This window comes from Flavobacterium aciduliphilum (assembly GCF_003268855.1).
GTDB classification, from domain to species: Bacteria; Bacteroidota; Bacteroidia; order Flavobacteriales; family Flavobacteriaceae; genus Flavobacterium; species Flavobacterium aciduliphilum.
Genome location: NZ_QLSZ01000003.1, coordinates 144,867 through 169,721, shown reverse-complemented (window position 1 = coordinate 169,721; position 24,855 = coordinate 144,867). Strand labels below are relative to the sequence as shown.

Annotated in this window: 22 protein-coding genes; 16 read left to right on the top strand and 6 right to left on the bottom strand. The window is 27.8% G+C overall.

The features are described from left to right. Positions 1-126: 126 nt before the first annotated feature. From CLV55_RS05050 to CLV55_RS05030, 5 genes are all read right to left on the bottom strand, one after another. Positions 127-1,011, bottom strand: coding sequence for a hypothetical protein (locus tag CLV55_RS05050; protein ID WP_112112668.1), 885 nt, complete (start codon positions 1,009-1,011; stop codon positions 127-129). 11 nt (positions 1,012-1,022) lie between these two features. After that, positions 1,023-1,295 carry a helix-turn-helix domain-containing protein gene (locus CLV55_RS05045; RefSeq protein ID WP_112112667.1) on the bottom strand — a complete coding sequence of 91 codons (273 nt, stop codon included), beginning with the start codon at positions 1,293-1,295 and terminating at the stop codon, positions 1,023-1,025. Between the two features lie 2 nt (positions 1,296-1,297). Then, complete coding sequence (locus CLV55_RS05040) at positions 1,298-1,594, bottom strand: helix-turn-helix domain-containing protein (protein ID WP_112112666.1); 297 nt, start codon at positions 1,592-1,594, stop codon at positions 1,298-1,300. 94 nt (positions 1,595-1,688) lie between these two features. After that, a complete protein-coding gene (locus CLV55_RS05035) occupies positions 1,689-3,617 on the bottom strand; it encodes a hypothetical protein (RefSeq protein ID WP_112112665.1) in 1,929 nt (642 codons plus the stop codon). A gap of 37 nt (positions 3,618-3,654) precedes the next feature. Continuing rightward, positions 3,655-4,956: a site-specific integrase gene (locus tag CLV55_RS05030; protein ID WP_112112664.1), complete on the bottom strand. Its 1,302-nt coding sequence runs from the start codon at positions 4,954-4,956 to the stop codon at positions 3,655-3,657. A gap of 477 nt (positions 4,957-5,433) precedes the next feature. Between CLV55_RS05030 and CLV55_RS05025 the strand changes: the two genes are divergently transcribed. The 14 genes from CLV55_RS05025 to CLV55_RS04955 all read left to right on the top strand — a co-directional run bounded on the left by CLV55_RS05025 (position 5,434) and on the right by CLV55_RS04955 (position 21,201). Continuing rightward, the gene (locus tag CLV55_RS05025) at positions 5,434-6,645 is read left to right on the top strand and encodes a site-specific integrase (RefSeq protein ID WP_245902679.1); all 1,212 of its coding nucleotides are present in this window, start codon (positions 5,434-5,436) and stop codon (positions 6,643-6,645) included. Between the two features lie 40 nt (positions 6,646-6,685). After that, positions 6,686-7,588 carry a hypothetical protein gene (locus CLV55_RS05020; RefSeq protein WP_146739540.1) on the top strand — a complete coding sequence of 301 codons (903 nt, stop codon included), beginning with the start codon at positions 6,686-6,688 and terminating at the stop codon, positions 7,586-7,588. Between the two features lie 398 nt (positions 7,589-7,986). Further along, on the top strand, positions 7,987-8,358 hold the full coding sequence (locus CLV55_RS05010; RefSeq protein WP_112112660.1) for a hypothetical protein: 372 nt from the start codon (positions 7,987-7,989) through the stop codon (positions 8,356-8,358). Next, complete coding sequence (locus tag CLV55_RS12935; RefSeq protein WP_112112659.1) at positions 8,345-8,536, top strand: hypothetical protein; 192 nt, start codon at positions 8,345-8,347, stop codon at positions 8,534-8,536. Before CLV55_RS05010 ends, CLV55_RS12935 begins: the two co-directional genes overlap by 14 nt. 312 nt (positions 8,537-8,848) lie before the next feature. Beyond that, the gene (locus CLV55_RS05000; protein WP_112112658.1) at positions 8,849-9,508 is read left to right on the top strand and encodes a VWA domain-containing protein; all 660 of its coding nucleotides are present in this window, start codon (positions 8,849-8,851) and stop codon (positions 9,506-9,508) included. Between the two features lie 6 nt (positions 9,509-9,514). Beyond that, positions 9,515-9,838, top strand: coding sequence for a DUF6717 family protein (locus tag CLV55_RS04995; protein ID WP_112112657.1), 324 nt, complete (start codon positions 9,515-9,517; stop codon positions 9,836-9,838). Positions 9,839-9,916: 78 nt separating this feature from the next. After that, complete coding sequence (locus tag CLV55_RS04990) at positions 9,917-11,053, top strand: hypothetical protein (RefSeq protein ID WP_112112656.1); 1,137 nt, start codon at positions 9,917-9,919, stop codon at positions 11,051-11,053. A gap of 279 nt (positions 11,054-11,332) precedes the next feature. Next, positions 11,333-14,116 carry a hypothetical protein gene (locus CLV55_RS04985; RefSeq protein WP_112112655.1) on the top strand — a complete coding sequence of 928 codons (2,784 nt, stop codon included), beginning with the start codon at positions 11,333-11,335 and terminating at the stop codon, positions 14,114-14,116. 73 nt (positions 14,117-14,189) lie between these two features. Then, on the top strand, positions 14,190-15,578 hold the full coding sequence (locus CLV55_RS04980) for a phospholipase D-like domain-containing protein (protein ID WP_112112654.1): 1,389 nt from the start codon (positions 14,190-14,192) through the stop codon (positions 15,576-15,578). Continuing rightward, positions 15,565-16,530: a vWA domain-containing protein gene (locus CLV55_RS04975; RefSeq protein WP_112112653.1), complete on the top strand. Its 966-nt coding sequence runs from the start codon at positions 15,565-15,567 to the stop codon at positions 16,528-16,530. The genes CLV55_RS04980 and CLV55_RS04975 overlap by 14 nt, the downstream gene beginning before the upstream one ends. Then, the gene (locus CLV55_RS04970; RefSeq protein WP_112112652.1) at positions 16,517-17,365 is read left to right on the top strand and encodes a hypothetical protein; all 849 of its coding nucleotides are present in this window, start codon (positions 16,517-16,519) and stop codon (positions 17,363-17,365) included. Before CLV55_RS04975 ends, CLV55_RS04970 begins: the two co-directional genes overlap by 14 nt. Then, entirely contained in the window at positions 17,365-19,164 is a 1,800-nt protein-coding gene (locus CLV55_RS04965; protein ID WP_112112651.1) for a protein kinase domain-containing protein, read from the top strand. The genes CLV55_RS04970 and CLV55_RS04965 overlap by 1 nt, the downstream gene beginning before the upstream one ends. Continuing rightward, a complete protein-coding gene (locus CLV55_RS04960; protein ID WP_112112650.1) occupies positions 19,161-19,775 on the top strand; it encodes a hypothetical protein in 615 nt (204 codons plus the stop codon). The genes CLV55_RS04965 and CLV55_RS04960 overlap by 4 nt, the downstream gene beginning before the upstream one ends. After that, complete coding sequence (locus CLV55_RS04955; RefSeq protein WP_112112649.1) at positions 19,753-21,201, top strand: DUF4407 domain-containing protein; 1,449 nt, start codon at positions 19,753-19,755, stop codon at positions 21,199-21,201. The genes CLV55_RS04960 and CLV55_RS04955 overlap by 23 nt, the downstream gene beginning before the upstream one ends. A gap of 121 nt (positions 21,202-21,322) precedes the next feature. Here CLV55_RS04955 and CLV55_RS04950 read toward each other — a convergent pair whose 3' ends face one another. Continuing rightward, positions 21,323-22,354 (bottom strand): helix-turn-helix transcriptional regulator, encoded by a 1,032-nt coding sequence (locus CLV55_RS04950; protein ID WP_112112648.1) that lies wholly within the window; start codon positions 22,352-22,354, stop codon positions 21,323-21,325. A gap of 432 nt (positions 22,355-22,786) precedes the next feature. Between CLV55_RS04950 and CLV55_RS04945 the strand changes: the two genes are divergently transcribed. Together CLV55_RS04945 and CLV55_RS04940 are read left to right on the top strand one after the other, a co-directional pair. Then, the gene (locus CLV55_RS04945; RefSeq protein ID WP_158527021.1) at positions 22,787-24,064 is read left to right on the top strand and encodes a reverse transcriptase family protein; all 1,278 of its coding nucleotides are present in this window, start codon (positions 22,787-22,789) and stop codon (positions 24,062-24,064) included. A gap of 1 nt (position 24,065) precedes the next feature. Next, positions 24,066-24,848: a hypothetical protein gene (locus CLV55_RS04940; protein ID WP_112112646.1), complete on the top strand. Its 783-nt coding sequence runs from the start codon at positions 24,066-24,068 to the stop codon at positions 24,846-24,848. Positions 24,849-24,855: the final 7 nt, after the last annotated feature.

The following is a 24,855-nucleotide window of genomic DNA, read 5'->3' as shown; positions in this document are numbered from 1 at the left end:
AGATAAAATATTTCTTGACAAATTATGTCCAAATATACAATTGTTTTTTAAATTCACAATTATATTTGAAATAAATATTCTTTGCTAAAAATTAATTTGCATTTAAGTGGAGAGAAAAAAGATAATTTAAAACAAAACTCCATACTGTGCAGTTTCCAAGTTTATAGTAGTTGGAATATGCACACATTTTAATAATTGAGCTTTCCGTTCTATTTGTTTTTTGATGATGGTATGCAAGTTTTCATTACCTAATTTTTTATAATACAGTTTCTTTTGATTGTTGAATTTGTTACGGTTGCCGTTTTTTAGAATATCTTCCCAGAAGTTCGTATTGAAAAATTTATCATCAATTGTTTTTGATTTATCAAATAGTAAAACATTATCCCATTCGATTAATAATGAATTTATTAGTGTATTATAATACTTTCTATCCGTTAGGTTTTGAAGTGTAAATACTCCTAAACTATTGATGAATTTTGCTTGTTTTGTCTTTACTTCAAAACGAAATGTATTATCACATTGGTTTGGAAATTGCATACTTTTATCGTATGCTTTTATCTGTTTGTATGCTTCGTTTCCTGCTATTTTGTAGTCAAAGTTTTTAGGTCTGTTAAATGGTCTTTTCTCGTGATAGATTAAATTTAGAATTAAATCCGATACTAAAATGTTTGGATTGATATTTACTGCATATTCTAAATTAATTAGATAACATTTATTCAAATCAAGATTAAAAATAGTTTTGATTTCAATAATTGTATCAATACAATCTGAAATGTAAAAATCATTAGCATTATGAGGTTCATCATTGAAATAACAGTGAATGCTTCCTTTTATTTCCAGTCTGTTTTGATACTTTGTAAAATATAAGTTCTTGTAACTCTTGGTTACTAATTCCTTAATTTCATCATCAAATCGCTTTTCAGATTTACCCTCATACACTAAAATATTGTTATTCCAAACTTCATTTATTAGTGCTTCATCAGTGATTTTAAACTTGATAAAGTCTATCATTACCTAAAAAATTACTTTTTAAATGGTCGATAGTTATCGTCAAGCATTTTATTTATATCCTCAATTTTATAGACAATTTTATTGTTTATCTGACTGTATGCAATCAATCCTTTTTCTCTCCAATTGGAAGCAGTACCTGGACTAATTTTGAACAGTCTTTGAAACTCATCATTGTCAATAATTACTTTATCGAATACTTTTTCTTGCTTTTTGGTCACCAATTTGGTTAGTTCTTCTAAGCGTTTTTCGATGTTGTTTAAGCTGTCTTGAAATGGATGGCTCATCGTTATGCTTTTTTAGGATTGATACTAATTAAAGCTTGTTCTATTTCGGAACGCTTATACCTGATGAGGTTTCCAAGCCGATAAGGATTGAGTATTTTCTTTTTATTCCAATCGGAAAGTGTAACCAAAGATACTTTTAGTATCTCGGCTGTTTCTTGTCGAGTAAGGTACTCTTGCGGTGTGATTGGTTGGAAATTTTGAGCTAACGTTTTAAGCTCTGTTCTAACATCTGTCAAGATGCTTTCTTTAAATTCTTCTGGAGAAACTCCGAACACTTGTGTCATTTTACTTTGTTCCATCTTGATATAAATTTTATCGTTTGTGATGGTACAAAGCTATTGTGAGGTTTGCTGTTTCTTATTGTTGGAGTAACTCCAAAAGGTACTCCAGAGGTTACTCCAAGTTGTTTAAAATACGTTCTATTTTATCAATATCTCTTTGATAACCAGCTCCCAATTCTGATTTCTTTAATTCGAGTTTTTCAATAGCTGTTTTTACATTCTTCTCATTTTTACCCAATAATTGGCTTATAAGTTTAGCCTTTTTAGTGTTTGGTTTGTTTTCAAAAGTATCGGCACTAAATACTCCTAACTTATCTAAAAGAATAATTGATTGATTAACTGTTAATTGGTTTGTGTTTTCTGTTTCAGTAGTATTATCTATTGAATTTGAAGTTGCATTTATTTTTTTACTTTCTAAAAAGTCAATCATTTTGTTCGCTTCAATCATTGCAGCATAACAGTAGAAATCTATTTGAATATCAAGTATAAAATTTAAATCGTTTGGTGTTTCAGAATAACCATTGTAATATCTATTAAGCCAATGTTTTAACTCTTCATTACTAAAATTTGGAAACTCATTAATTGAAACATTATACTTCTTTAGCCATTTATCAATATTGAATTTTTCCTTGTCAACAAAAGGTGTTTTCTTTATTTTATCAATTGCAAAGTTCAAATAATCGTCTCTTTTATCATTACCTAAAAGCAACAAATTTTCAATTATTTCAGTTTCAAGATATGGTACATAATGCACTATGCCCTCATATACTAAATCAAAGCAACATTCTTTTACCGCTCTTTCATCACTTATCTCTTTACAAAATATAATTAGATATTCATCTTTAAAAGGTTTCATCGGCAAAGGCTGTTTTGTTGAAATACTGGTTTCTTTGTTTTCTTTTTTTGAATTGAAATAAGCAATCAACTCATCTGCATAATGTTTGCAGAAATAATAATAAAAATCTGTTTGAACTTGCAAGGCTTTATCTTTTTCTGCGGTAAAATTGTCCATATCATTGTAATGCCTCGCAATAACAGCTTCAATATCGCTATTATTGTAATTTCTACTAAATATATCCTCAATGCTTATTTTATATTCATTAAGCCATTTTTGGATAAAAGATATGTCAGCATTTTTAATGTATTCTAATTTTTCAATTTCATTTATTTTGAAATCTAAATGATCGTTTCTATTAATCCCTTTCTCTTGAAGTTCCAACAGGGTTTCAGATTTAATTCTTTTAATACAATCTTCTAAATCAACCATTACACCAATTGCTGTACTCTTTTTTAATATTGTATAATCATCAATCAATTCACAAAATTTATCAAAATAGGTGTCTTTCTTATTCATTGTGTTTACTGATTGTGATTGTTCTACTTTTAATTTTGCCTTTTTAAGTTTACTAACAGGACTTAACTCTTTAATTTTTTCTAATTCAAATACAAAACGGTGTCCTATGTGAAATAATTTAAAAGGCAAAAAACTTAAAAGTTTAAATCTTTGAATATGAAATTCTAAAAAATAATCGCTTGTGTTAAATGGTAATAAATTTTTGGGGTTATCATCCGAATTTAACTTTTGAATTATACTTTTTATTTCAATATTAGTAGTCGTGCTTGAATAATCTCTTTTTGAAAAAAAGGTTTCTAAAGTTTGTGTGTCGGCATCATCATATAAAATTGCACAATATCTGGACTTGTCATTTTCGACATAAAAATCATTTTTAAGAATATTCAATTTAACTTTAGCTGCTTGAATATTAAAATTTAAATACTTTTCAATTTCTTCATTTTTCCTTTTTGAAACCTCTAAATAAATATCAGAAATAGACTTTTGAAAAAGAGATTTCGCATCATTGATAATTTCATTTTGCCTTACTTGAATGTATTCGTGAGTTTGCTCGTAATACTTTTTATCTTGATAATGAACTAACACAAAATGTTTTTCATAATCTACTTCTTCAGCATAAGGTTGTATGATGAAATCTAAATAATAGTTTTCACCCAATAGATTAATAAAGTTCGTTACATTCTGCATAAAGGATTTTGAAGGCTTAAATATATTAAACTTTATCTTACTTTACTATTTTCATCTTTTTCTCTTCAATTGCCTGTTCTTCGTTTTGCTTATTCCAATAGTCTTTTAATTTTTCGGCTTTTTCGGTATTGGTTATTTTAATGTATTTCAAAAATTGGGTTTCTGTTTGATGCCCTGTAACTCCCATAATAGTTAGATTATCTAACTTACCATACAAATTAGTGGCAAATGAACGACGGCAAATGTGTGATGATACTAATTCCCATTTTTCGAAAATTCCTTCTTCTTTTCGCTTAGTATCTTTGTTTATTTTAGAACCTTGAGTTAGTTCTGTGAATTTTGCTACTCTGCACAATTCTTTAACGTGTTCATTGAATTTTTGGTCTGAAATAGCTCTTGGAAAACCGTTTCTTTTTTCTAAAATTGCTTTTACTTGCTTGTGAAGTGGAATTGTTACGGTTTGACCTGTTTTCTGGGTTTCAATTTCAATATAGCCGTTTTTGATGTTGGCATCTTTCAATCTTAAAAAATCTGAAATTCTTAATCCTGTTCTCAAGCCAATAATGAATAAATCTCTTGTGTTTTCTAATCTCTCAACCCCTTTAAAATCGTGATTAAAAATTGTGTTGATTTCTTCATCTTTTAAATAGATGCTATCGGCAGTAACTTTAGGAACAAAAAAGTGAGGATGTTCAATGTGAGGATGTACCGGCAAACCTTTTAATTTGGCATCTCTGGCAATTGTTTTAACTGTTCCGATATAATTACCGATTGTACCTAAATTTATCTTCTGTTCTTGGGATAAAAAATTGATAAATCTATCATAGAAAGTCAAATCTAAATCGGTAAATTTCAGCTTCGTTTTAAAGCGTTCTTCGTACTCTTTTAGCTTGTTGAGTGTTGTATTGTATTTTGTGATAGTTCCTTTGGCTATCGCCTTGTTTTTACCTTTAATTATGCGAGTAGGAGCATTTTTAATAAACGTATCAATGAAAGGAATAAAAAATATTTGGTCAACGGCAGTTTCGTCAATTGGTCGATTAAAGAAATTTGCAATCTTTTTTCTTAACCAGTGCTTGTCGATAAACTCACCTTTACTATTATCGGAATTGAATTCATCAAATATAAATTTTTCAAGCTCTGCAAGTTTTTGATTAACTTCGTCTTTTGTAGTATCATCAGCAGTAAGCTTGACTTTTTGTTTTGCAGCACTCCATTTTTTAGGCTCTACCTTTAGATCTGTTGTTGCTGTTAAATCGCATTTTCTGCCATTTTTGAAACGCAAAAGTATATTTGTTACGTTTTTTTCTCCTTTAATTAGGTAGTTAATAGTTGCCATTGGTACGGAATTATTAGGTTTTTCAATAATTTAAAGATACAAAATTATCCCCACATAATCCCCACATTGACTATATTTATATATAATTTACTTAATTTTACTTAACTATCATATATTAAAAAAACCCTTATTTTATAAGGGTTAACGATTGTTTCAGTAAGATTTGATATGTATAGAAAAAGTAGGTGTTTGTTCCTCTTTCTCCGCGAAAGTGATGTTTCAAAAGAAACACAAAATTATAAAAACCCTTTAAACATCAGTGTTTGAAGGGTTTTTTAGTTTTTGACAATGTGTCAAAATACATATAAAAACGCATAATTTAGTTACCCTATAGGTTACCCTATTGGTTTTTTACCCAAAATAGGGTAACTAAATTAAAAACTTCTCCTGGAGATCTCCAATAACCAAAAGGGTTTACGAGTTTTTTTAATCAATTTGTACCGTTAATTTTTTAATCTAAAAACTATGGTAAAAACAATGATTTACATCAAAAAAGACAAAGTAAAAAACAGCGGAGAATGCCCTATTTACTTTAAAATTCTTTTTAAGCAGCAATCTATCACTATTAGTACCGGTAAATACATATCGGAAGAGCGCTGGGTGGAGACTGATAATTTAAGACGTAAGCTTAGAGTTGAAAAGGAAAAAGTACTTAAAGAGTACTTGGATTTGTATGTTTTGAAAATTGAAAAAATATACAATCAAATTGTAAAATATCAAGAAGATATAAATATTTCTGAGTTCAAGCTAATGATTTTAGGCAAGCATAAAGATGATGCCATGCCTACTCTATTAGATATTATTGATAAGCACAATCAGTATTTTGCAAAATTAGTTGATGTTAGTGAACGCTCAAAAGCTTCCTTACAAAAGTACAAGCGAGTAAGAGACTTAATTGAAACTTTCAATTCAAAAAAGTATGGATTCAAAGATATCCAGATTGAAAAAGTCAACAGCGGCTATATTTATAACTTGGAATCTTTTTTAAAGTTCGAGAGTGAATATAAAGGCAAATTAGGGATTAAAAATAATTCAACAGTAAAGTATTTCAAAAATCTTAAAACAATATGTAATTATGCCTTAAAAATGGAATTAATAGAAAAAAATCCATTCAACTTATACAGCGGTAAGATAAAAGAAGTAGAAACATGCTTTTTGACAGAAGAAGAATTGGAGCGAATTGAAAATAAAGATTTTAAAATTGACCGATTAGAAAGAGTAAAAGATATCTTTTTATTTAGTTGTTACACTGGATATGCTCCGGTTGATGCTTTAAAACTTACTCGAAAAAATATTATTCAAGATGCCAATAAAAACTTATGGATAAAAACCAATCGTCAAAAGACCGATTCAAGATCAAATGTACCTTTACTACCACAAGTAATTCGAATAATAAATAAATATCAATTTGAATCCGAGTCCCTATTGCCTAAAATTTCTAATCAAAAGATGAATGCTTATTTAAAAGAAATTGCTGAAATAGTTGGATTAGATAAAAACCTTACCTGGTATGTTTCAAGACATACTTTTGCAACAACTGTTACCTTAGGTAATGGAATTAAAATTGAAAACGTATCAGCGATGCTTGGACATAAGACCATAAGGCAAACCCAACATTATGCTAAAATTCTTGATTCGAGTGTTTCAGAGGATATGCAAAAATTAATGGAGAAATTTCGTGACAAGTAGAATAAATTAATAAATTTGACATAACCAAATGATGAACAACATGTTACTACCTTTAGAATATAAAGAAAAATTTATAAAATTTTCTAAAATTCATATAGAATTTCATGAAAAACATAAAAAATTTAGGATAAACTATTCATGGTTAGATGAGTTAAATCAAGATGTTTTTCACGACCAAATTGATGAATTTGTTGAAGGCCTTAAAACAATATTAATAAGTAACAATAATAATTTATTGATTGTTGACGAATTACTTGTTATAATACAAGATAGAATTACTTATTATACCATTAATAAAATCCAAGAGTTTTCTTCATTCTCAAATTTTGGAACATTAATTAGTAAAGTTAATTACGATATCGAATATGATGTGTTAGAACCTTACACTATTGACAAGGTATTAAATTATAATTTTAATGCAGAAGCCCAAGATGACATTTTGTTATATTGCTTTTTTACCCATAAAGACCGTACTAATAATTATAACAAACCTCTTGATTTTGAAAAAGTGAAATTATTTTTCTTCTTAAATCAATTTTACAAATCCTTAGTCTACTTTGAAGAAAAAATAAACATTATAAAAAATGCTATTCAGGTTTATGGAGTAACAGATTTAAGTCATTACTTTTCGGATAAAAAAGCCCCTGAGAATAAATGTAATATTAAGCTAGATAAAAATTCTTCTGCATTCTTATTTAAACTTTTAATAGAAGCAAAATTAATTTACATGGATGAGAATGAAGCAAAAAGTGAAAGTAATATAAAAAAGTTTGCAGAAACCCATTTTAACTATACGGATTCAAATAACCTATGTAAGCCGTTAACAGATTTCTCAAAAGAATATTCTAAATTAAAGGGTTCGAGTAAAAAAAACAATCAATTAAAAGTATTAAAAATTTTATCTAGTTATATAAGTAAAAAGATTGATTATTTAAACAAATAGTATTTCAAACATCTCCTGGAGTTCTCCTTAAATTAGTTCTTTATTTTATTTATTAGTTTGAAATTGCGCTGTAATATTAAACTAAATTTATTTATTATGAACTTAACTGAATTAAAGATACCTTCGGTTCGTAGTATACAAATGCTACTGGAGCCGATTTATGAAAGACTGACAAACATAGAAAACAGCCTAAAAAACCAACCTCTAAAAAGTACTCCTAAAAAATATTATAGGAATGCAGACTTGAAAAGTCTCTTCGGACTTTCAAGTAACACTATTATTAAATACCGGGAAACAGGCATATTACCATACACAAGATTAGGTGATGTGTATCTGTATGAAGTCAATTTGGTGGAACAGATACTAAAAAAAAATAATGTTTGTTTAAATTGCTAGTTATGAAAGAAATTACTAGAAGAACAGACCCACAAACAGGCGAACTGTTTTTTCCAAAAAGAGCCAACCAAAAGTTTGCAAGACCAGAGAACAGAATTAAATTCAATAACGATGCGGCAAATGAATTGCGAAAGGAACGGGAATGCATTAATAAGGCTATTCATACTGCACATATCAAACTCAGAAAATTAATGACAGGTTTAAATAAAGCTGAATTTTCATTTGATTACATGGATGGTGCTGAGATAGAATTTAATGCTTTCACGCATTTTGAATTATATGATAAAATCTTAAGGCCTGCAATTTATGAGTTTGTTTTAATTACTGACAAACAAAATAAAAAAATAACAATAATTAGATATGGTAGATTATAGATATATTACAGCTGTACCAAGCAATTTTAATTATGAAGAGGTTTTGGCTAAAAACCACTCTTATAAAACTGAAAATAAGAACTTGAAAATTATACTTTTTGTTATAGGCGTATGTGTTCTTGGAGCAACTATTTACTTTGTTAATGAGGAGTTGAATAAAAAGAAAGATTCTATTTAAAATTTTTTTTTTTATTTTATCTCAAAATTAGTTAAAACTATTGACTTTAGAGCATTTCGATTTTAGCTTCTAAAAATATTTACCGCAGATTCACAAATTATTTAGGTTCTAATTTTAAGGTTTTTAATTAGCAAATTTGCTGTTCAAGTTTTTTTAATGTTTTCACTTTGCAGACTTTCAGACCGCTACCAAATTTATGGACTTGAAGTATATAGTAGTTTAGTTCAAATGTTATTTTTTACAAGGTTGCAAAGAATTCTTTTTGAAATTACTTGAAACTAATTTTGTCCTGTAATTTTAAAAATCTTTATTATGAAAAACAAAAAAACACTTTACCATTTTGTCTTAGACCGAAGTGGTTCTATGTCGGATTGCATTGAAGCTACTGTTACTGGTTTCAATACTCAAGTGGCTACTATAAAAAAGTTACAGGAAGATTTTCCAGAGCAAGAATTTGAAGTTTCTCTAACCATTTTTGATAATATTATCGATCATGTTCAATCGCATGTTAGTATTAATGAATTCGAACTTTTGAATGCTACGAGATATTCTCCGAGAGGTGCTACAGCGTTGTTGGATGCCGTTGGGATGTCTATCAATCAAGTTCGAATAACGAATGAGACTAAAATACTTAATAATGAAATGAGTGTTGTTATGGTAATTTTAACTGATGGTATGGAAAATGCTAGTAGAGAATTTACGTACCATCAAATTGCACGTACTATTTCTGAACTTGAAGCTACTGAAAAATGGACGTTTACTTTTTTAGGTGCTGACATTGATGCTATACACACTAGTAAAATGCTCAATATAAGATCTGAAAATGTAGTTTCTTTTGATAAAGTTGATATGAATTATATGATGAACAATGTTAGTGAAGGGATGCGTCAATATTCTTGTATGAAGTCTATTGGAATTAATAAGAGTGATTTTTTTGATTTTATAGATAATAAAGATCAGAGAAAGAAATAGTTTGTATTGAAAGAGTATACTTTTAATAAAGAGGAAGGTCGATGGTATATTGACCTTCCTAATTGGAGTGGGACAAAAGCAGCGTTACAAATGGTAGCTGGGGCAGATATTTTGTTGGACCGTTTATCTAATAATGGCGTTTGTGTTACTGTATCACTTTCAACGGATACCACTTGTCCCAATGGTTTTGAAACCCTTAAAAGAATTGTACCAACACCGCCTAATGGTTGTATTTATCATTTAGGGTTTCCGCCTGTATGGTTGTGTGATGTGACCAAGTTTGTTTTTGAAGGGATATTTCCAAAAAGGATTCACTTTTGTGTGGTCTAGTATTATTATAGAAAGAATTATAAAAATTCTTTAAAAAAAACTATTATTTTTGATTTTTTATATTATTATAATTATGCTATGAATGTGCATCTAATTCGATCTGTAGAGCTTGACAAAGGAACTTTTAATAATGTATTGAACTTGTTACAACAATTTCCTGGACCTTTTAAGTTTTTGGCAAATCAAGAGGATTTGCTTGACTATAGTAAAGAAGAAACTATAAAAAAGTGGGAAGATAAAAAGGGATTTGAGACTCAAGTTCAATACAATGCAGTGTTTGAACCTCAACCAAAATTTTCATATATTGAGTTTCCTTTTTTTGAAAAAACCAAAACATGGGAACAATTATTTTCTGAATGTAGGCAGTATAGAAAAACACAAAAGGTTTCTGAAAATGATATTGTGGTTTTACTAACGGATATTGGGAATGATAAAAATTGGTTTGGTGGAGTAGCTCCATCCATGAAAGATTATTTTGTTCAAACGAGTAATTGGCAGCACTTTTTTGGTCATTCGATTGATGTTCGTTTCCCGATTGCTTATGAAGTGATTATTTGGATAATGCGGTTTTATATGTTTTCTGATCGTGAAGATATTATGAATGGTATTCATAAAAAACCGATTGGATGCATCATGGATTTTTGTCAAGATAAGTCACAAATTATTCTGAAAATGAGAACGGCAGATGTTTGTGAAAGTTGTATGGAAAAATTTATTGAACGTGATATTCCAACCTTACACTCGAGACAGTTCTTTGCTATTTTAGATGGTATTCGTAACAGTATGACATTTAGAGGTCGTGCGACTTTATTGCAACAACCCAGCCGAATGGAAATTAGAGGAGTAATGAAGAAGATTTTCTTTAAGGATTTGGGTGGCTTGGAGTTGCCTTTGAATCCAAAAGAGAAAGCGGTATATTTATTTTTTTTACGTCATGTTGAAGGAATTAGTATTTCGCATTTATCGGATTATAAGGAAGAATTATCTCAATTGTATCGCCAATTTAGTAATCAGTCGGATAGTAATGCTATTGCAAGAAGTGTTGAGGTGTTGGTCAATCCATTAGAGAATAACATCAACGAGGTGATTTCAAGAATTAATAGGAAAATAAGCGCTGCTGTTGGAGACTCGCTCTATGATTTTTATTGTATTACAGGGGCACGTGGGAATGATAAAAAAATAAAACTTGATAGAGAGTTGATTGTTTATTTGTGATTTATTTTATTACACTATTGGTATAGGGTGTGTATGCCTTTGATATACCATTGATATACCTTTGACTAAAAGTTAATAAGTATGCACTTGTTTTGCATCAAAACTATTTATTTTTGCTAAAATTAAAAGTATTTATGGTTTAGAACAAAATGCAGATTGTGTGGTTTTAAATTAAGTATTGAATAAAAAGATGAGTTGAAATATACAATTATATTATAAAGATTATTACAATTAACGTAATAAGATAAAGAATTTTAATTAAAAAAGCATCAAATAGTTATGAGGGTTATTACTTTGTTACGTGAATTAAATATTTCTCTAGAAAGATTACAAAGTTATGAAACCTCACTTGCTACAGACTTTAAATTTAAAGTAGTTAATCAATTTGTTCCAGATGATATTTATCAACAAATCATACTAATACATCAAAATCAACCAATTTCCCAACCTAAAAAGAGAGAGATTCTAGTTTTTACAAGCGATGATAATTATAGGTTTAATGCCAAAATTAAATGGTATTATAACAAACAAACTGATGGTGAATATGGTTTTATTGAAAAAAGTGGCCTTCCTGACATTTATTTTTCGGGTGAACATTTCTTATATAGCGATCCTAAAAATCTAAAACCAAATGATGAAGTTGTAGTTACAATCGCAAAACAAGATATTGATGATAGAAAAGATGCAATTAAAGCAATTTCTGTTAACTCATTATGGGAAGAAAAAGACATACAATTTTTATTATTTCATTTTTTTACTAACCTTGAGCAATGGAGCAATAATCTCTTAGAAATAATTTTAAAACAAATTTCGGAAGTTTCAGAACAAATAAATGAAGACATCCTCAAGGCAGTTGAAACATACGTTTTTGAAAAAATAGACTACACTAAGTTACAATCGAGTCACTATAAAAGTCTAGGAGAACTATTAAAAATATTTGGAATTGATGTTAATGCTGCTTTTTTAAAGTATTCTTTAAATTCTGATACCGTTTTTAAATATTGGAATAATTGTACTGAATTAATATTAGATTTTACCTTAATTAAAACTTCTTTATTAAATCATTTAAAGGATTCGTTTTTTAACATACATATCTATATTTCGAGAATAGAAACTAGCGCAAAAAAAGATTTTTTAGATGCTATTTTAATGCAAACTTGTTCTGGAGATGTAGAAATTGATTTTACTAAAATAGTTTCATTATTGTCTCTTTATGGTGATAATGGTATTTCTCCCAATTTAGATAAACTTCCTGAAACACTACAATTGAAATTATGGGAAAATCAGAAAATAGATAGTATGCCGTTTGATGCTGTTTTTAATAAATTATTGCATTTCAAAACTGAATATTATGAGAATGAATTGAATAGAAAAGAGCAACCCCATTTGTATAGAAAATATTTTGATAAAATAGGAAGTGCTGATTTAAAAAATTTATTAGGACGATTATATTTTGATAAAGATAGTATTAATGATAAAGAAACATTTGAAACTATTACGTTTTTTATAAAACATATTCCTACCTATGAATTTCTTGAGAATTTTATAGAAACAATTTATATAAAATCGGCTCCTTATTTTAAATTATTGTTATTTATTGAAGACTATACCGATACAATAGATTATCATGATTTAGTTATTTATACCGGTTTACTTTCGAACAAAAATCAAAAATTATTTTTTAAAAAAATCCTAAAACTAGTAGCTGAATGTAAGCTGGTATTAACCCTTGATGATTTGAATTTAATTACTACGATTGATTATCAAACTAGCGAGTATGCAAAAGAAATAGATGGAGTTGGTTTGGATTTTACTTTGAGTGTTATCTTAAAACTAATAAACGATTTAAAAAACAATATTATAACAAGACAATCAACTCTTTTTGATTTAATCGCAAATCAAATCAAGAATCCTAAAGATTTATTAGTTATTGATGGATTTTTTGAAAAGTGTTCTGGCAAAACAGTAATTGAAGAAAATAAATATGTGAGTAAATCGGAAGATGATAAAAAGATATATAATTTAGTAAAAAAAGAGCATTTTTTACCTCGATTTTCTACTTTTTGTGATGGTAGAAAAGCTTCGGTTGTTTGTAAAAAATCTGGATTTGAATTTTGGTGGTGTGAAAATAGTCAGTGTTATGCTGTTTGTAGAACACTCCACAATCCCTCTGATTGGAGAGACTATACTCTTGAAGATGTTTTAACTATTCTGGAAATTCCTTATAATGTTAATCAATATGAAATATTATTAAATGTAATAAATAGAGTAAATCGATTTTTAACCCATTTAACCTGTAGGTCGTGTAAAACAATATTAAAGCCAAAAGGAAAATCAAACTATTCTTTTTATGGTGTTACGCTATTTTCTTGCGCGAATCAAGAATGTGAGCACCATTCAAAAGACATCTATCTTTCTCATTGTTTAAATGGTCAATGCGAAGATATTATAGACAGTAGAGATAGTGTTAAATGTAAAACACATGATGTTAAAGAAGAATGTGGATGGTACATTTGTAAAAATTGCAATGCTTGTTGTAGTTCGGAAAAATTAGTTGCTCGAAAAAGCAATTTAGAAAGACTTGGACAAGAGTATAAATGTCACACTACAGGACATTTAGATAGAGGAATAATCTGTTGTAGTGGTTGTGGCAATGAAATGATTGATGCTGCAATTTCAAAAGATTTATATCAAAAACAGTTGAATTGGCTTATAGCAAACAAGAGCAATCATCAAAATATAATTAGAGCTGGTCAAAGACCAAAGGATCAAAAATGGTGGTTCATTTGGGGGCGAGGAACGATGGACTATCAAACATATAGAAATCAACTTCAAAGTTTTTTTAAAAGTGGTTTTAATATTCCTGATTTTAATAATAAAGAAAAAGACACGCAACTGATTGCTGAGCCTTTTGAAGAAAAGAAAGTAAGCAAAGAAAGGATTTTTGTTTGTCCTAATTGTGATCTTTACTTTGATTTAAATAATAAAGAAGATTTTGATTTTCAAAGAAAAAGAGCGGTTCAAAAATTTCATGTGAAAATTTTTCCGCAAACGGATAAATGAACGTAATTTATTTTATTTTTATTTAAATACAATGTCTATTTTTAACCCTAACTATTAAACACTTCAAAACTCAATGCAAACACAAGCCTATTTTAAAAATATTAGGTCACACATTACTAAAGAACTCCTAAGTGCAAATACTTCAATATATGCAGCTGTAGCTTGGTTTACAGATTCCAAATTATTTAAAATATTATGTGACAAAGCAAGTCAAGGGCTAGATGTTCAATTAATAGTTGTGGATGATTTTATTACAAGGGGGTGCAATATAAATTATAAAGAATTAGAAAAAGCTGGTGGAAAAGTGTATCTGATTAATGAAAATCAGGGTTCTTTAATGCACAATAAATTTTGTATTGTGGATGAAAAAAACACAATTACAGGTTCGTATAATTGGAGTATGAAAGCAGCATCAAATCACGAAAACATAACAATATCTAGTGATAATTTTGATTTAGCTTCATCTTTTATTGATGAGTTCAAAAGGATAAAAGTACTATACCATGGAAAAGACCCATTAATTAAATTTGATGCTGAAATAATTACAAAACGTCTTATCATTATTGATAATTTAATACAATTAGATGAATATGAACAAATAAAGATTCATCAAAGTAAAATTTTAGAATATGAAATTACAAAAGAAATTGAAACTATTTTATCATACTTAGAAAATTCAAATTATGCAGATGCATCTACCCAAATTAAGGATTATTTGAAAAGAATTAAATCTGTAACTGAATTTATTGATTTTGATGTAGAAAGAATAAAATGGGAAATTAAATATCTTGAAGTTGAAATTGTTGCCCTTGAAAATGAAAAGGTAAGCATTGAAAAATTGATTTCAGATTTTGTACATAGCTATAATATTAAATTCGGGGATTTATTAATCGAAATATTACGCTTAAAAAAATGGAGATTAGAACAGCTTGGGCATGATAAGAAAGCAGAAGAATATGCAAAAGCGGAGAAGAATTATAATGAGTATAAACAAGATTATGAGCGAGCTAAAGAAGAAGTTAAGTTTGAATTATCAGATGACGAAAAAAAGGAATTAAAGCAAAAATACAGAAAGGCTGCCATGCTATGCCATGAAGATATAATTACAAATAAATTTCCTGACAATCCTGAAATATGGGAAAAAGCAAAAAAAATAATGCAAGAATTAAATGAAGCTTATTCTCAAAATGATTTAAAAAGAGTTTCAGAAATACTTTCAAATCTTGAAAATGGCATTTTTGATAGTGAAGAAAATTCTAGTTATGGCTCTAAAGAAAAGTTGATGGAACGATTAGAATATTTAAAACAAAAAAGAAATGAATTACAAGTTCAATTAGAACAAATAAGTAATGATAAAACATATAGAGATATAATATCAATAAAAGATTTAGACAAATTTTATCAGGAAGAACAAGAGCGTTTAGAAAATGAATTAAATACTATAAAAAATGAGCAATACTAATTTACCATCTAATACAGGGAATAATTCCGTCAATCCTATAAAATCAGCAGGAAATATAATGTCTGCTAGGAATTCAGCATTATCTTCAAAATTATATAGTGCAAGAGTAACAAGAAAAAATCCATGTGCTATTGTGATACTAATTGATCAATCACTATCAATGCAAGAGGAATTCAAAAATGGAATAACTCGTGCACAAGCTGTTTCTGATATAGTTAATGATTTATTTGACAGTTTAATTATGAAATGTCAAAAAGAAGGTGGAATAAGAGATTATTTTCAAATAATGGTTGTGGGATATGGTGAAAAAGTTTCTATAATATGGGAAGGAAAATTAGAGAACAATGATTGGGTTAGTGTTACCGACTTAAAAGATAATATTTTAAAAATTGAAACAACTGAAAAACCAAAATTAACACATTGGGGGGAAACAATAATGGAAAAAGTTAATAAAAAGACATGGGTTAATCCGTGTAGTTCTGGTCTAACTCCTATGTATGAGGCATTAAAAATGTGTAAGGACAAATTAGAAGATTTTGTGTATGATAACCAAGAAAGCTTTCCGCCGATGATTTTCAATATTACTGATGGATATCCAACAGATGTAAAAGACTTATCATTAATTACTGAAATTTGTTCTGAAATTAAATCCATAAAAACTAATGATGGAAATGCTTTAATTTTTAATTGTTTAATAACAAATGGAGATGAAATGTTATTACCTAGTGTTAAATCGGAAAAATGTTTTGAAGAAAATGAATACCATGAAATTTTATTTCAAGCTTCAAGTAATTTACCATTTGAAATGAAAAATATAGCAAATCAAGTTTTTCAGAATGAAAGATTTATAAATGATGAAATAAAAGGAGTGATTATTAACTCTACAATAAATAGCTTAATAAATTTACTAAATATTGGTACAAATACAGCACTTTCAAATGCAGCAGAATAAAGACTATTTTTCAATCTATAATTTCATTGATAAAGTTTCTGAAGAGGAAAATGAGGATGCTGTTTTATATAAAGAAAGTAAAGAGGGTTTCAAACTAGCTGTTTCTGATGGTGCTGGTGGAGCCGGAATTTATTGTAAAACATGGGCTGATTTCTTAGTTAATTGTCAGCCAGAAATTCCTTTTGAAAATGAATCGATAATACAAGATTGGTTTTTGCAAAACAGTAAAAAATTTTATAAAACGAATATTGATTTAATTAATAATTCTGACCCTTTTATAATAGAAAAATTTATAAAGGATGGCTCTTATGCAACATTACTTTATGTTTGGTGGAACAGTAAGACAAAACTTTTATCTTACACAGGAATTGGAGATACAACTATGTTTATTTTTAGAAAGAAAAATAATGATTATATCCCAATACTGATTACCCCTATAGACAAACAAAAAACATTGGATGATTTCCCAAAACTTTTGAATTGGAATAAAAAATTAAATTATGATTTATCCCGTTCAGAAATTGAATTAAAGTCTGACGACATTCTAATTATATCCACGGATAGTATAGCAAGATGGATTATTTATCATTTAATCATTTTAGCACCAGATCATATGCTTGTTTTACTAAACGAAAACATAATAAAAAATAAAGACATTAATAAGACAGAAAATTTTAATCTCAATAATAAGTATAAAAGTATATCCGATTTAATTCAAAAAATTGAAGTAACAATGAATACTGATTTACTAAACATTAAGTGTATGTTAGAGAAACAAATTAATTTAGAATTATTAGAGAAAGATGATTTTACAATGTTTTTTAAACGATTTTAATGTATCCAACTAGCCCACAATATAGAAATTCAATAATAAACAAAATATATCCTCCATCTAATGGAGGGTATAAGTTTACTGCTATTTATGAAAATGATGAGCCGAAATACGAATCCGGTAATAATGCTATTGTGTTTAAAGTTACAGATGATAAAACTGAAAAAACAAAGGCGATAAAATTATTCTTAATTGATAATAAGGAACGTTTTTTTCAATATCTTGAAATAAGTAAATTTTTAAATAAATTTAATACTCAATTTTTTGTTAGTTTCAATTTTATAGAAAAGTTTATTTATGTTGAAGTAAATCAAAACCCAGAAGAAAACTATTTTCCAGGACTAATAATGGAATGGGCTGAAGGCAAAACTTTAGGATCTAAAATTCAAGAATTATGTAGTACAAAAAATAAAAGTTATTTAAAGAAAATAGCAGAATCATTTAAAGATCTTACTTTATTTTTATTAGATAATAATATTGGTCATGGAGATTTAAAACACGATAATATTATTGTAGATGAAGAAAACAATATGAAATTAATTGATTATGATGGAATATATGTTCCTGCTTTTAATAATCAAATTTCTAAAGAATTAGGAACCGATTCTTTTCAACACCCCTTAAGAAAAAGCACTGATTTTAATGCTAATATTGACCATTTTTCAATTCTAACAATTTATACTTCTTTAATTGCATTATCAATTGATCCTGATTTATTTGTGAAATTTAATGACCAACAAAATTTAATTTTCACAAAAGAAGACTTTTTTAATCCAGACGATTCAGAATTATTTAGAACACTATCAAAAATTAAAGAAATTAATAAATTAGTGTATTGCATTAAACAATCATTAAAAAGTGATTCAATCTATATTGATAATATTAAAGATATTTTAAATGGAGTTTTTCCAAAACCAAAAATAGTAATCAATCATAGCCCTGAAATTCTATTGGAAGGTAATGAAGTTACAATAAACTGGACAACAGAGAATACAGAATCTGTCAAAATTGATGGAAAAGATTATCCAACTTCTGGGAAAATAACTGAAAAATATTATTCTTCAAAAAAAATAATTTTTCAATTAGAAAACCCATTTGATAAAGCAAAAGTTGAATATGAATTAAAAGTACTTAACAAACCAAAAATAAATCATTTTAAAACAAACAATCAAAAAATAGAGTATAATAAGAGTACATTTTTAAATTGGAATGTAAGTAATGCTTCAAAAGTGTTTCTAATTTATGACGGTAAAAAAGAACAAGTTGAATCAATTATTAATTTTGAAATTAGCCCTTTAAAAGATACAAGTTATGAATTAAAAGTTATTGGTTTAGATAATATTGAAACCATTTCGGAAAAAATTAATATTCAAGTTTTTAAAAGAGTAGAAATAATTGAATTCAAATCAAATCTTGATTTTGTGGTAGAAAGTATTCCTATAAAATTATCTTGGAAAATAGAAAATGATTCAAAAGTTACACTATCATCTTCTTATGATGCGGATATTGATGTAACAGGCAAAAACAGTATTGAGTTAAAGCCAAAAAAAGATTGTTCATTTATATTACTTGCTAAAAATGACTTGTTTCAGGCAACTCAAAAAATTCAAATAAGTGTGCAAAATTTGCATAAAGTTCCGCCTTTAGATTTAGCAATGCCAAAAATGCCAACATTAAATATCTCAATACCCAATTTATCTCATGAAGTATTTGATGAACAAAAAAACATATTTAATAATTTTTTAGAAAAAAAGGAAAAATTTAGTATTTCTAAAACTTTAAAAACTTTGCTATCAAAATGATCCCTAAATCAAAATTCAAAACAATTTTATGGGAATTGGCTAGTTACAATCCCTTTTTTGTAAATTATTGTAAAACTTCTTATAATAATTTTTCAAGTATTGGATTATTGTTTTTCATACAAATTTTAATTGCATTTTTTTCAGGCTATGTATCAATGTCACTTTTTTTTGATAATATATTTATTAGCTTATTAGTAGGGATATTCTATAGTACATTATTTTATTTTTATATCAAAAAAACAACTTTTTTTATTTCTGTTAATCCTGAAAAAATAAGAATCCAAATTGTTTTTTTATTGTCAATTCTAGTTTCAGCAGTCTTTACTTTACCATTTCTAATTAAACTGTTTATTATACAAATTGAATATTCATTTTTAATAAAGAATGGATTATTAAATTTAACAATTTATAACAAAATATGGAAATTGCCATATGGTTTATTTCAGGCATGGTTAAATAAAGATAATGGTTCATTAATATTAATTATTAGTATTTCTTTCTATTTTTTTATGCTTTTTATTTTACAATATCCATTTACATTAATATTTAAAAATTTTAATTCGATTTACTACAAACTATCAAATTTATATGAAGAAGAATTCTCAAAATAATTTTAATCCTATTAAACCAAAATATTCCAAAATCCAATATTTCTTCTGGTTATTGTCTGGTTGCGAAATTAACATATTAAAAGATTGTCCTACCGACTACAATAGGCAGGCTGGTATTGGTTTTACCATTTTTATGACCACTGTACTTGCTTTTTTCTCAGGAAGTTATGCTGGGTGGTACTTTGGCGAAAGCTATGTAACAGCTATAATTTTTGGACTTTTATGGAGTGCATTAATATTTAGTATTGATCGAAGTATGGTGGTTACACTAAAAAAAGATCCAACTTTAAAAGAGCAGAAATTTTGGGCACCATTAATTTCAAGGGGGATCATGGCATTATTAATTGCTTTTATTATTTCAATACCCTTGGAGTTATTAATATTTCAAGAGAATATTGAACTTCATATGGATAAATATAAGTTAGATCAAACATATGAAGTTCAACAAGCATCTATGCGAAATGAAGCAGTTACTGATAAAGAAAGAATTTTAAAGAGAGATAGTATTAATGCTGTACAATTAAAAAACGAATTAGCTTTTGGGGAACCTCAAGGAGATCCTATTTATACTAAACTTAAAGATGATTTTAACAAAATAAACAATCAATATCAAACGTTACTTACAGCATTGAATAAAGCAACTAAAGAAGCTAATATAGCTTATAATAATGTTCCATTAAAATTCAATTCGAACAATAAAGATGATAATTCAAATGAATGGCAAAAATATCAAAACAAGTTAATTAAAAAAAATATTGAAAAAAGGAAATTAAATAGTTTCGATAAGGCAGCACTAAATAAAGCTAAAAGTGAAAAAGATAATTACTTGTCTAATTGGATAACTAAAAAAAATAATGACAAAAATAATTTAGATAATAGTGTTAGAATTCAATCTAATGACATAGCAAATAGTATTCGAAAATCAGATACCATTAAAAACGGATTCGAGAATAAAATTAAAGTTAAAAAAGGATTTGTTTTAAGATTTATGATATTGGAAGATTTAGCATCTTCAACTAAAAAAAATTATACCAAAGATGCTAAAGGGAAAACAATTGAAAAAACTATTCATAATGAAGAAGGTGCTACAATTGTATTTCTTTTATGGTTAATTAGAATTTTATTTTTCACAATTGAAATTTTACCTACAATTGCTAAGATATCAACACCACTTGGCGCATACGATTTTGCTATATATGAAAAAGAAAAAGAAATTGAAGAGGATTTAGAACGAAGAAAAGAAGATTATTTATTACATCAAAAAGCAATAAGAGAATTAGAAAATAGTGCACACCAAGAACAAATAATTGAAAAAAATAAGATTGAAAATGAATTACATTCTAATATGTTAAAAGAAATTGCATCTGCTCAAAATGATGTAGCTAAAAAGCAAATTGAAGAATTTAGAGACAAACATTTAAAATAGTTTTAATAATTAAAGATATTGAAATTTTGAATAATGAATTTATTTCTAGTTTCTTTTATAAAATATTAAAAGGGCTACAAATTGTAACATCCTTATATTTTAATTAATCAAATTTGTTTAATTAAGTGAAGATTATTGGTTTGTAATTTTCGATTGTATGAGAAAGGATTTTAACAATTTTATCTTTTAAATATTTTGGTTTCAATAATATAACACTATCCCCATAACTTAAAATCAAGCGTGCCAATTCGTAGTTTGGGATTACTTTGATTTTGACTTCTAGGGTTTCGTTATTAATCCATTTGTGTTTTTGGGTTTCGTGCAAGGGTTTGTTTTCCATGTATTTTCCTGTCAATTGATTGAAGTGTAATACAATTTCTTCTATTTTACCCTCTATAGGTTTACTAACTCCTATCATATCTGAAAAATAGTCGGTCCAGTTTATTGTAGTATTAGGGATGAATTTTGCATTACTTGTTTCAATGGATACGATGCGGTCAATGGCTACATTCCAATCGGGTTTCATGGTTTCTTCATGCAATCCAAAAATAAACCAACGGTTGTTGTATTGTTTTAGATAGTAGGGATGAAATATAAAAGTGTAGGGTTGTTCGGCTTTAAAATCTTGATAGGTAATTTGTAAAGGAATTTGCTTTTGGGCTGCGTTATACAAAAGGCTAAAATATTCCATTCCTTTTAAATCTTGATTGGTGTCAAAACCTATAAAGGGTTGTTGGTTAGTCTCGGATTTTAAATCGTATTTTAATTTGGCTATAATTTCCTGAATTCCTTCAAATTGTGGCATGCCTTCAAACTGAGAGAGTACTTGAATGGCTGATTGGAATTCGTTAAGTTCTATTTCGTTTAAAGGTGCATTATTGATGGAAAAGTTGAGGTCTTCGTATCGAAAGATTCTTTTTTTACTCTCAAATTCTTCAGCTAATTCAATGTTCCATCCCTCAGCACTTTTCATGAAAGCGATGTCATCTTGCATTTGACGAAGTTTTATACAATGTGATTCATCATCAAACAGTTCGATAAGTTTGTTGTTTATGGTTTCTAATAGAAGTTCTTTAGTGAACTTCTTGTAAGGATTTCTAAAACAGGAATCTAAAATTTTATAGCGAATAAGAGGGTTTTTTGTTACGGCCATTGTAGATTTTTTTATATTTACAAATGAAAAAACAAAGATAAAATAAATATGCAGTTAATGTGCATAGTGATACAATAGATTTGCAGAGTCAAACAACAAGTTCTTTGAAAACCGTAGTTACCATATTGAATTGTCTATCGAAAGATAGACTTGCTTGCTGGAAATAGTTTCTTATTATTTCATATCGGCTGGTGGTTTTGGAGCAATCTGAAACTGAATGTTAGTGGTGTCATTTTAGAGTTAAATTCTCTTGGCAAAACCCTTACTAATATGTTGTATTTATTTATATATGATTTAATTGTTTATTTATTGAATTATTGAATACATAGAGAAGAATATTCACTACGGTTTTTTAAAGTCCTATTTTTATAGAACATAATCATGATCATTACTTTCGAGTTTAGGAAACAAATTCAAACAGCATTTAAAACAATGCAGACAAAGTCTGATTTTTTATCGTTATTGAATTTAGCTAAACTAGAAATTTACGGTGAAAAGACCATTCCATTTTCTGAAAAACAATTCAACTATTATTTGACAAAAGATAGTAGCACTTTCAAATCTAAAATAGATTTTCAAATTGACCTATCGGGTGATTCAGTTGTTATCAATGAAAATGTGATTGTTGAAAAGAAAAATCAACAAAGAAAAAGTTGTTACACTAGCTTTGCTATTAAAAAGAAATCAGGAAAAGACCGAACGATTCATGCTCCAATAAAAGGATTAAAAGAATTTCAGAAAGCATTGTGTCTTGTTTTGCAATGCTTGTATGAGCCGCATAGTGCCGCTACGGGTTTTGTATTAGGAAAATCAATTGTTGATAATGCTAAGAAGCATGTTGGTCAAACCTATGTGTATAATATTGATTTGAAAGATTTTTTTCCTAGTATTGATAAATCTCGAGTATGGGGTAGGTTATTGGTAGCTCCATTTAATTTGGGAAATTCTAATGAAAGGCGAACCCTTGCTAATTTTATAGCAACGATTTGTTGTACGCCTATGGAAGTGGAGCGTTTTCAGGAAGGAAAATGGATTACTGTTACAACTTCAGTTTTGCCGCAAGGCGCTCCAACGTCTCCAGCTATTACCAATATTATTTGCGAAAAATTGGATAGACGATTAACTGGTGTAGCCAAACGATTTGGGCTAAACTATACCCGTTATGCTGATGATATTACGTTTAGTAGTAAACACAATACCTATGAGGTAAGTGACTCAAAAGTGGAAAAGATTTTTGTTGCTGGTAGTTCTTTTGATTGCGAAGTACGAAAAATTATTAGTGAGCAAAATTTTCATATTAAAGAAAGTAAAGTTCGTTTACAAAAAAGAGGATACCGCCAGGAAGTTACAGGTTTGGTAGTTAATGATAAAATTAACGTAACTCGACGTTATGTGAAACAGTTACGTCAATGGTTGTATTTTTGGGAGCGTTATGGATATGATAAAGCTTATGCTTTTTTTCTAAATTATTATTTATCTGATAAGGGGCACATAAAATTTGAGAAGCCTAATATGGCAATGGTTGTTGAGGGTAAATTATTATATTTGAAAATGGTAAAAGGAGCTAATGATGGGACTTATTTGAAATTGAAGGAACGATTTGATTTGTTAGTTGGTACTGCATCTAAAAATAATAATGAGAAAGCTACTATTGTAGATTTGATATTTGATGTTGGACTAGATGAAGCAATGACGCATTATAAAAAATAGTATGGCTAAGTATAGTAAAGAGAGTTTAGAAAAGTTGCTTCTCTTGATTGATGAAATATGCAGTCAGGAGGAGAATTTGTGGTTTAGGGAAAGATTAGAAAATAAATTTATTCAACATAATAACTTGAATAACCCAGATATTGTAGATAAGCTAAATGCTATTCAAAAATATTTAATGATTGATGGTGTAGAAGTAATTGATTATTCTGACATAAAGAATGAAAACGTAAGAAATCAACTGTTTAGAGATTGTATAGAGATGTCTAAGTACAGATTGGGTAAAATTAATAATACAATCAATTTTGATGAGTATTGCAGGTATGCTCATATGCAAGCTGAAGAATTATTGAATTTTTTTTATATTACTAAACATGTAGACCTTAGTAAAGTTGTTGAAATTTTGAAAATTAATGCTGATTACACACCATCCTCATTACCTAAAAATATCCATTCAATTCCATATAGTTATAAACTCAATGCTTTTATAAAACTCAATGGATTGGATTATAAATTAAAATATTATTTAGACTTTATAAGTAAATTAAGAAATGAAATAAGCCATAGAAATAGCTTACAAATAAATAATGAGGATTCTATATTAGCAACTGCCAGCTTAAAAAAATTTAATTTAGAAGGTTATCAAGAATTAAATGAATTTGAAAAACATGAGCAGAATATATATTTTAAAGCTAAATTTATACATGAAAGAAGAAAACAAGATTTCAAATCTATTATGATATATTTAGATTATTTGAAACAAGCAATTATAATATTAATAAAATAAAATTGTA

Excerpts from the sequence above, each read along its gene's own strand:
- CLV55_RS05050 (WP_112112668.1), bottom strand. The coding sequence starts at position 1,011 with ATGATAGACTTTATCAAGTTTAAAATCACTGATGAAGCACTAATAAAT.
- CLV55_RS05045 (WP_112112667.1), bottom strand. The coding sequence starts at position 1,295 with ATGAGCCATCCATTTCAAGACAGCTTAAACAACATCGAAAAACGCTTA.
- CLV55_RS05040 (WP_112112666.1), bottom strand. The coding sequence starts at position 1,594 with ATGGAACAAAGTAAAATGACACAAGTGTTCGGAGTTTCTCCAGAAGAA.
- CLV55_RS05035 (WP_112112665.1), bottom strand. The coding sequence starts at position 3,617 with ATGCAGAATGTAACGAACTTTATTAATCTATTGGGTGAAAACTATTAT.
- CLV55_RS05030 (WP_112112664.1), bottom strand. The coding sequence starts at position 4,956 with ATGGCAACTATTAACTACCTAATTAAAGGAGAAAAAAACGTAACAAAT.
- CLV55_RS05025 (WP_245902679.1), top strand. The coding sequence starts at position 5,434 with ATGATTTACATCAAAAAAGACAAAGTAAAAAACAGCGGAGAATGCCCT.
- CLV55_RS05020 (WP_146739540.1), top strand. The coding sequence starts at position 6,686 with ATGTTACTACCTTTAGAATATAAAGAAAAATTTATAAAATTTTCTAAA.
- CLV55_RS05010 (WP_112112660.1), top strand. The coding sequence starts at position 7,987 with ATGAAAGAAATTACTAGAAGAACAGACCCACAAACAGGCGAACTGTTT.
- CLV55_RS12935 (WP_112112659.1), top strand. The coding sequence starts at position 8,345 with ATGGTAGATTATAGATATATTACAGCTGTACCAAGCAATTTTAATTAT.
- CLV55_RS05000 (WP_112112658.1), top strand. The coding sequence starts at position 8,849 with ATGAAAAACAAAAAAACACTTTACCATTTTGTCTTAGACCGAAGTGGT.
- CLV55_RS04990 (WP_112112656.1), top strand. The coding sequence starts at position 9,917 with ATGAATGTGCATCTAATTCGATCTGTAGAGCTTGACAAAGGAACTTTT.
- CLV55_RS04985 (WP_112112655.1), top strand. The coding sequence starts at position 11,333 with ATGAGGGTTATTACTTTGTTACGTGAATTAAATATTTCTCTAGAAAGA.
- CLV55_RS04980 (WP_112112654.1), top strand. The coding sequence starts at position 14,190 with ATGCAAACACAAGCCTATTTTAAAAATATTAGGTCACACATTACTAAA.
- CLV55_RS04975 (WP_112112653.1), top strand. The coding sequence starts at position 15,565 with ATGAGCAATACTAATTTACCATCTAATACAGGGAATAATTCCGTCAAT.
- CLV55_RS04970 (WP_112112652.1), top strand. The coding sequence starts at position 16,517 with ATGCAGCAGAATAAAGACTATTTTTCAATCTATAATTTCATTGATAAA.
- CLV55_RS04965 (WP_112112651.1), top strand. The coding sequence starts at position 17,365 with ATGTATCCAACTAGCCCACAATATAGAAATTCAATAATAAACAAAATA.
- CLV55_RS04960 (WP_112112650.1), top strand. The coding sequence starts at position 19,161 with ATGATCCCTAAATCAAAATTCAAAACAATTTTATGGGAATTGGCTAGT.
- CLV55_RS04955 (WP_112112649.1), top strand. The coding sequence starts at position 19,753 with ATGAAGAAGAATTCTCAAAATAATTTTAATCCTATTAAACCAAAATAT.
- CLV55_RS04950 (WP_112112648.1), bottom strand. The coding sequence starts at position 22,354 with ATGGCCGTAACAAAAAACCCTCTTATTCGCTATAAAATTTTAGATTCC.
- CLV55_RS04945 (WP_158527021.1), top strand. The coding sequence starts at position 22,787 with ATGCAGACAAAGTCTGATTTTTTATCGTTATTGAATTTAGCTAAACTA.
- CLV55_RS04940 (WP_112112646.1), top strand. The coding sequence starts at position 24,066 with ATGGCTAAGTATAGTAAAGAGAGTTTAGAAAAGTTGCTTCTCTTGATT.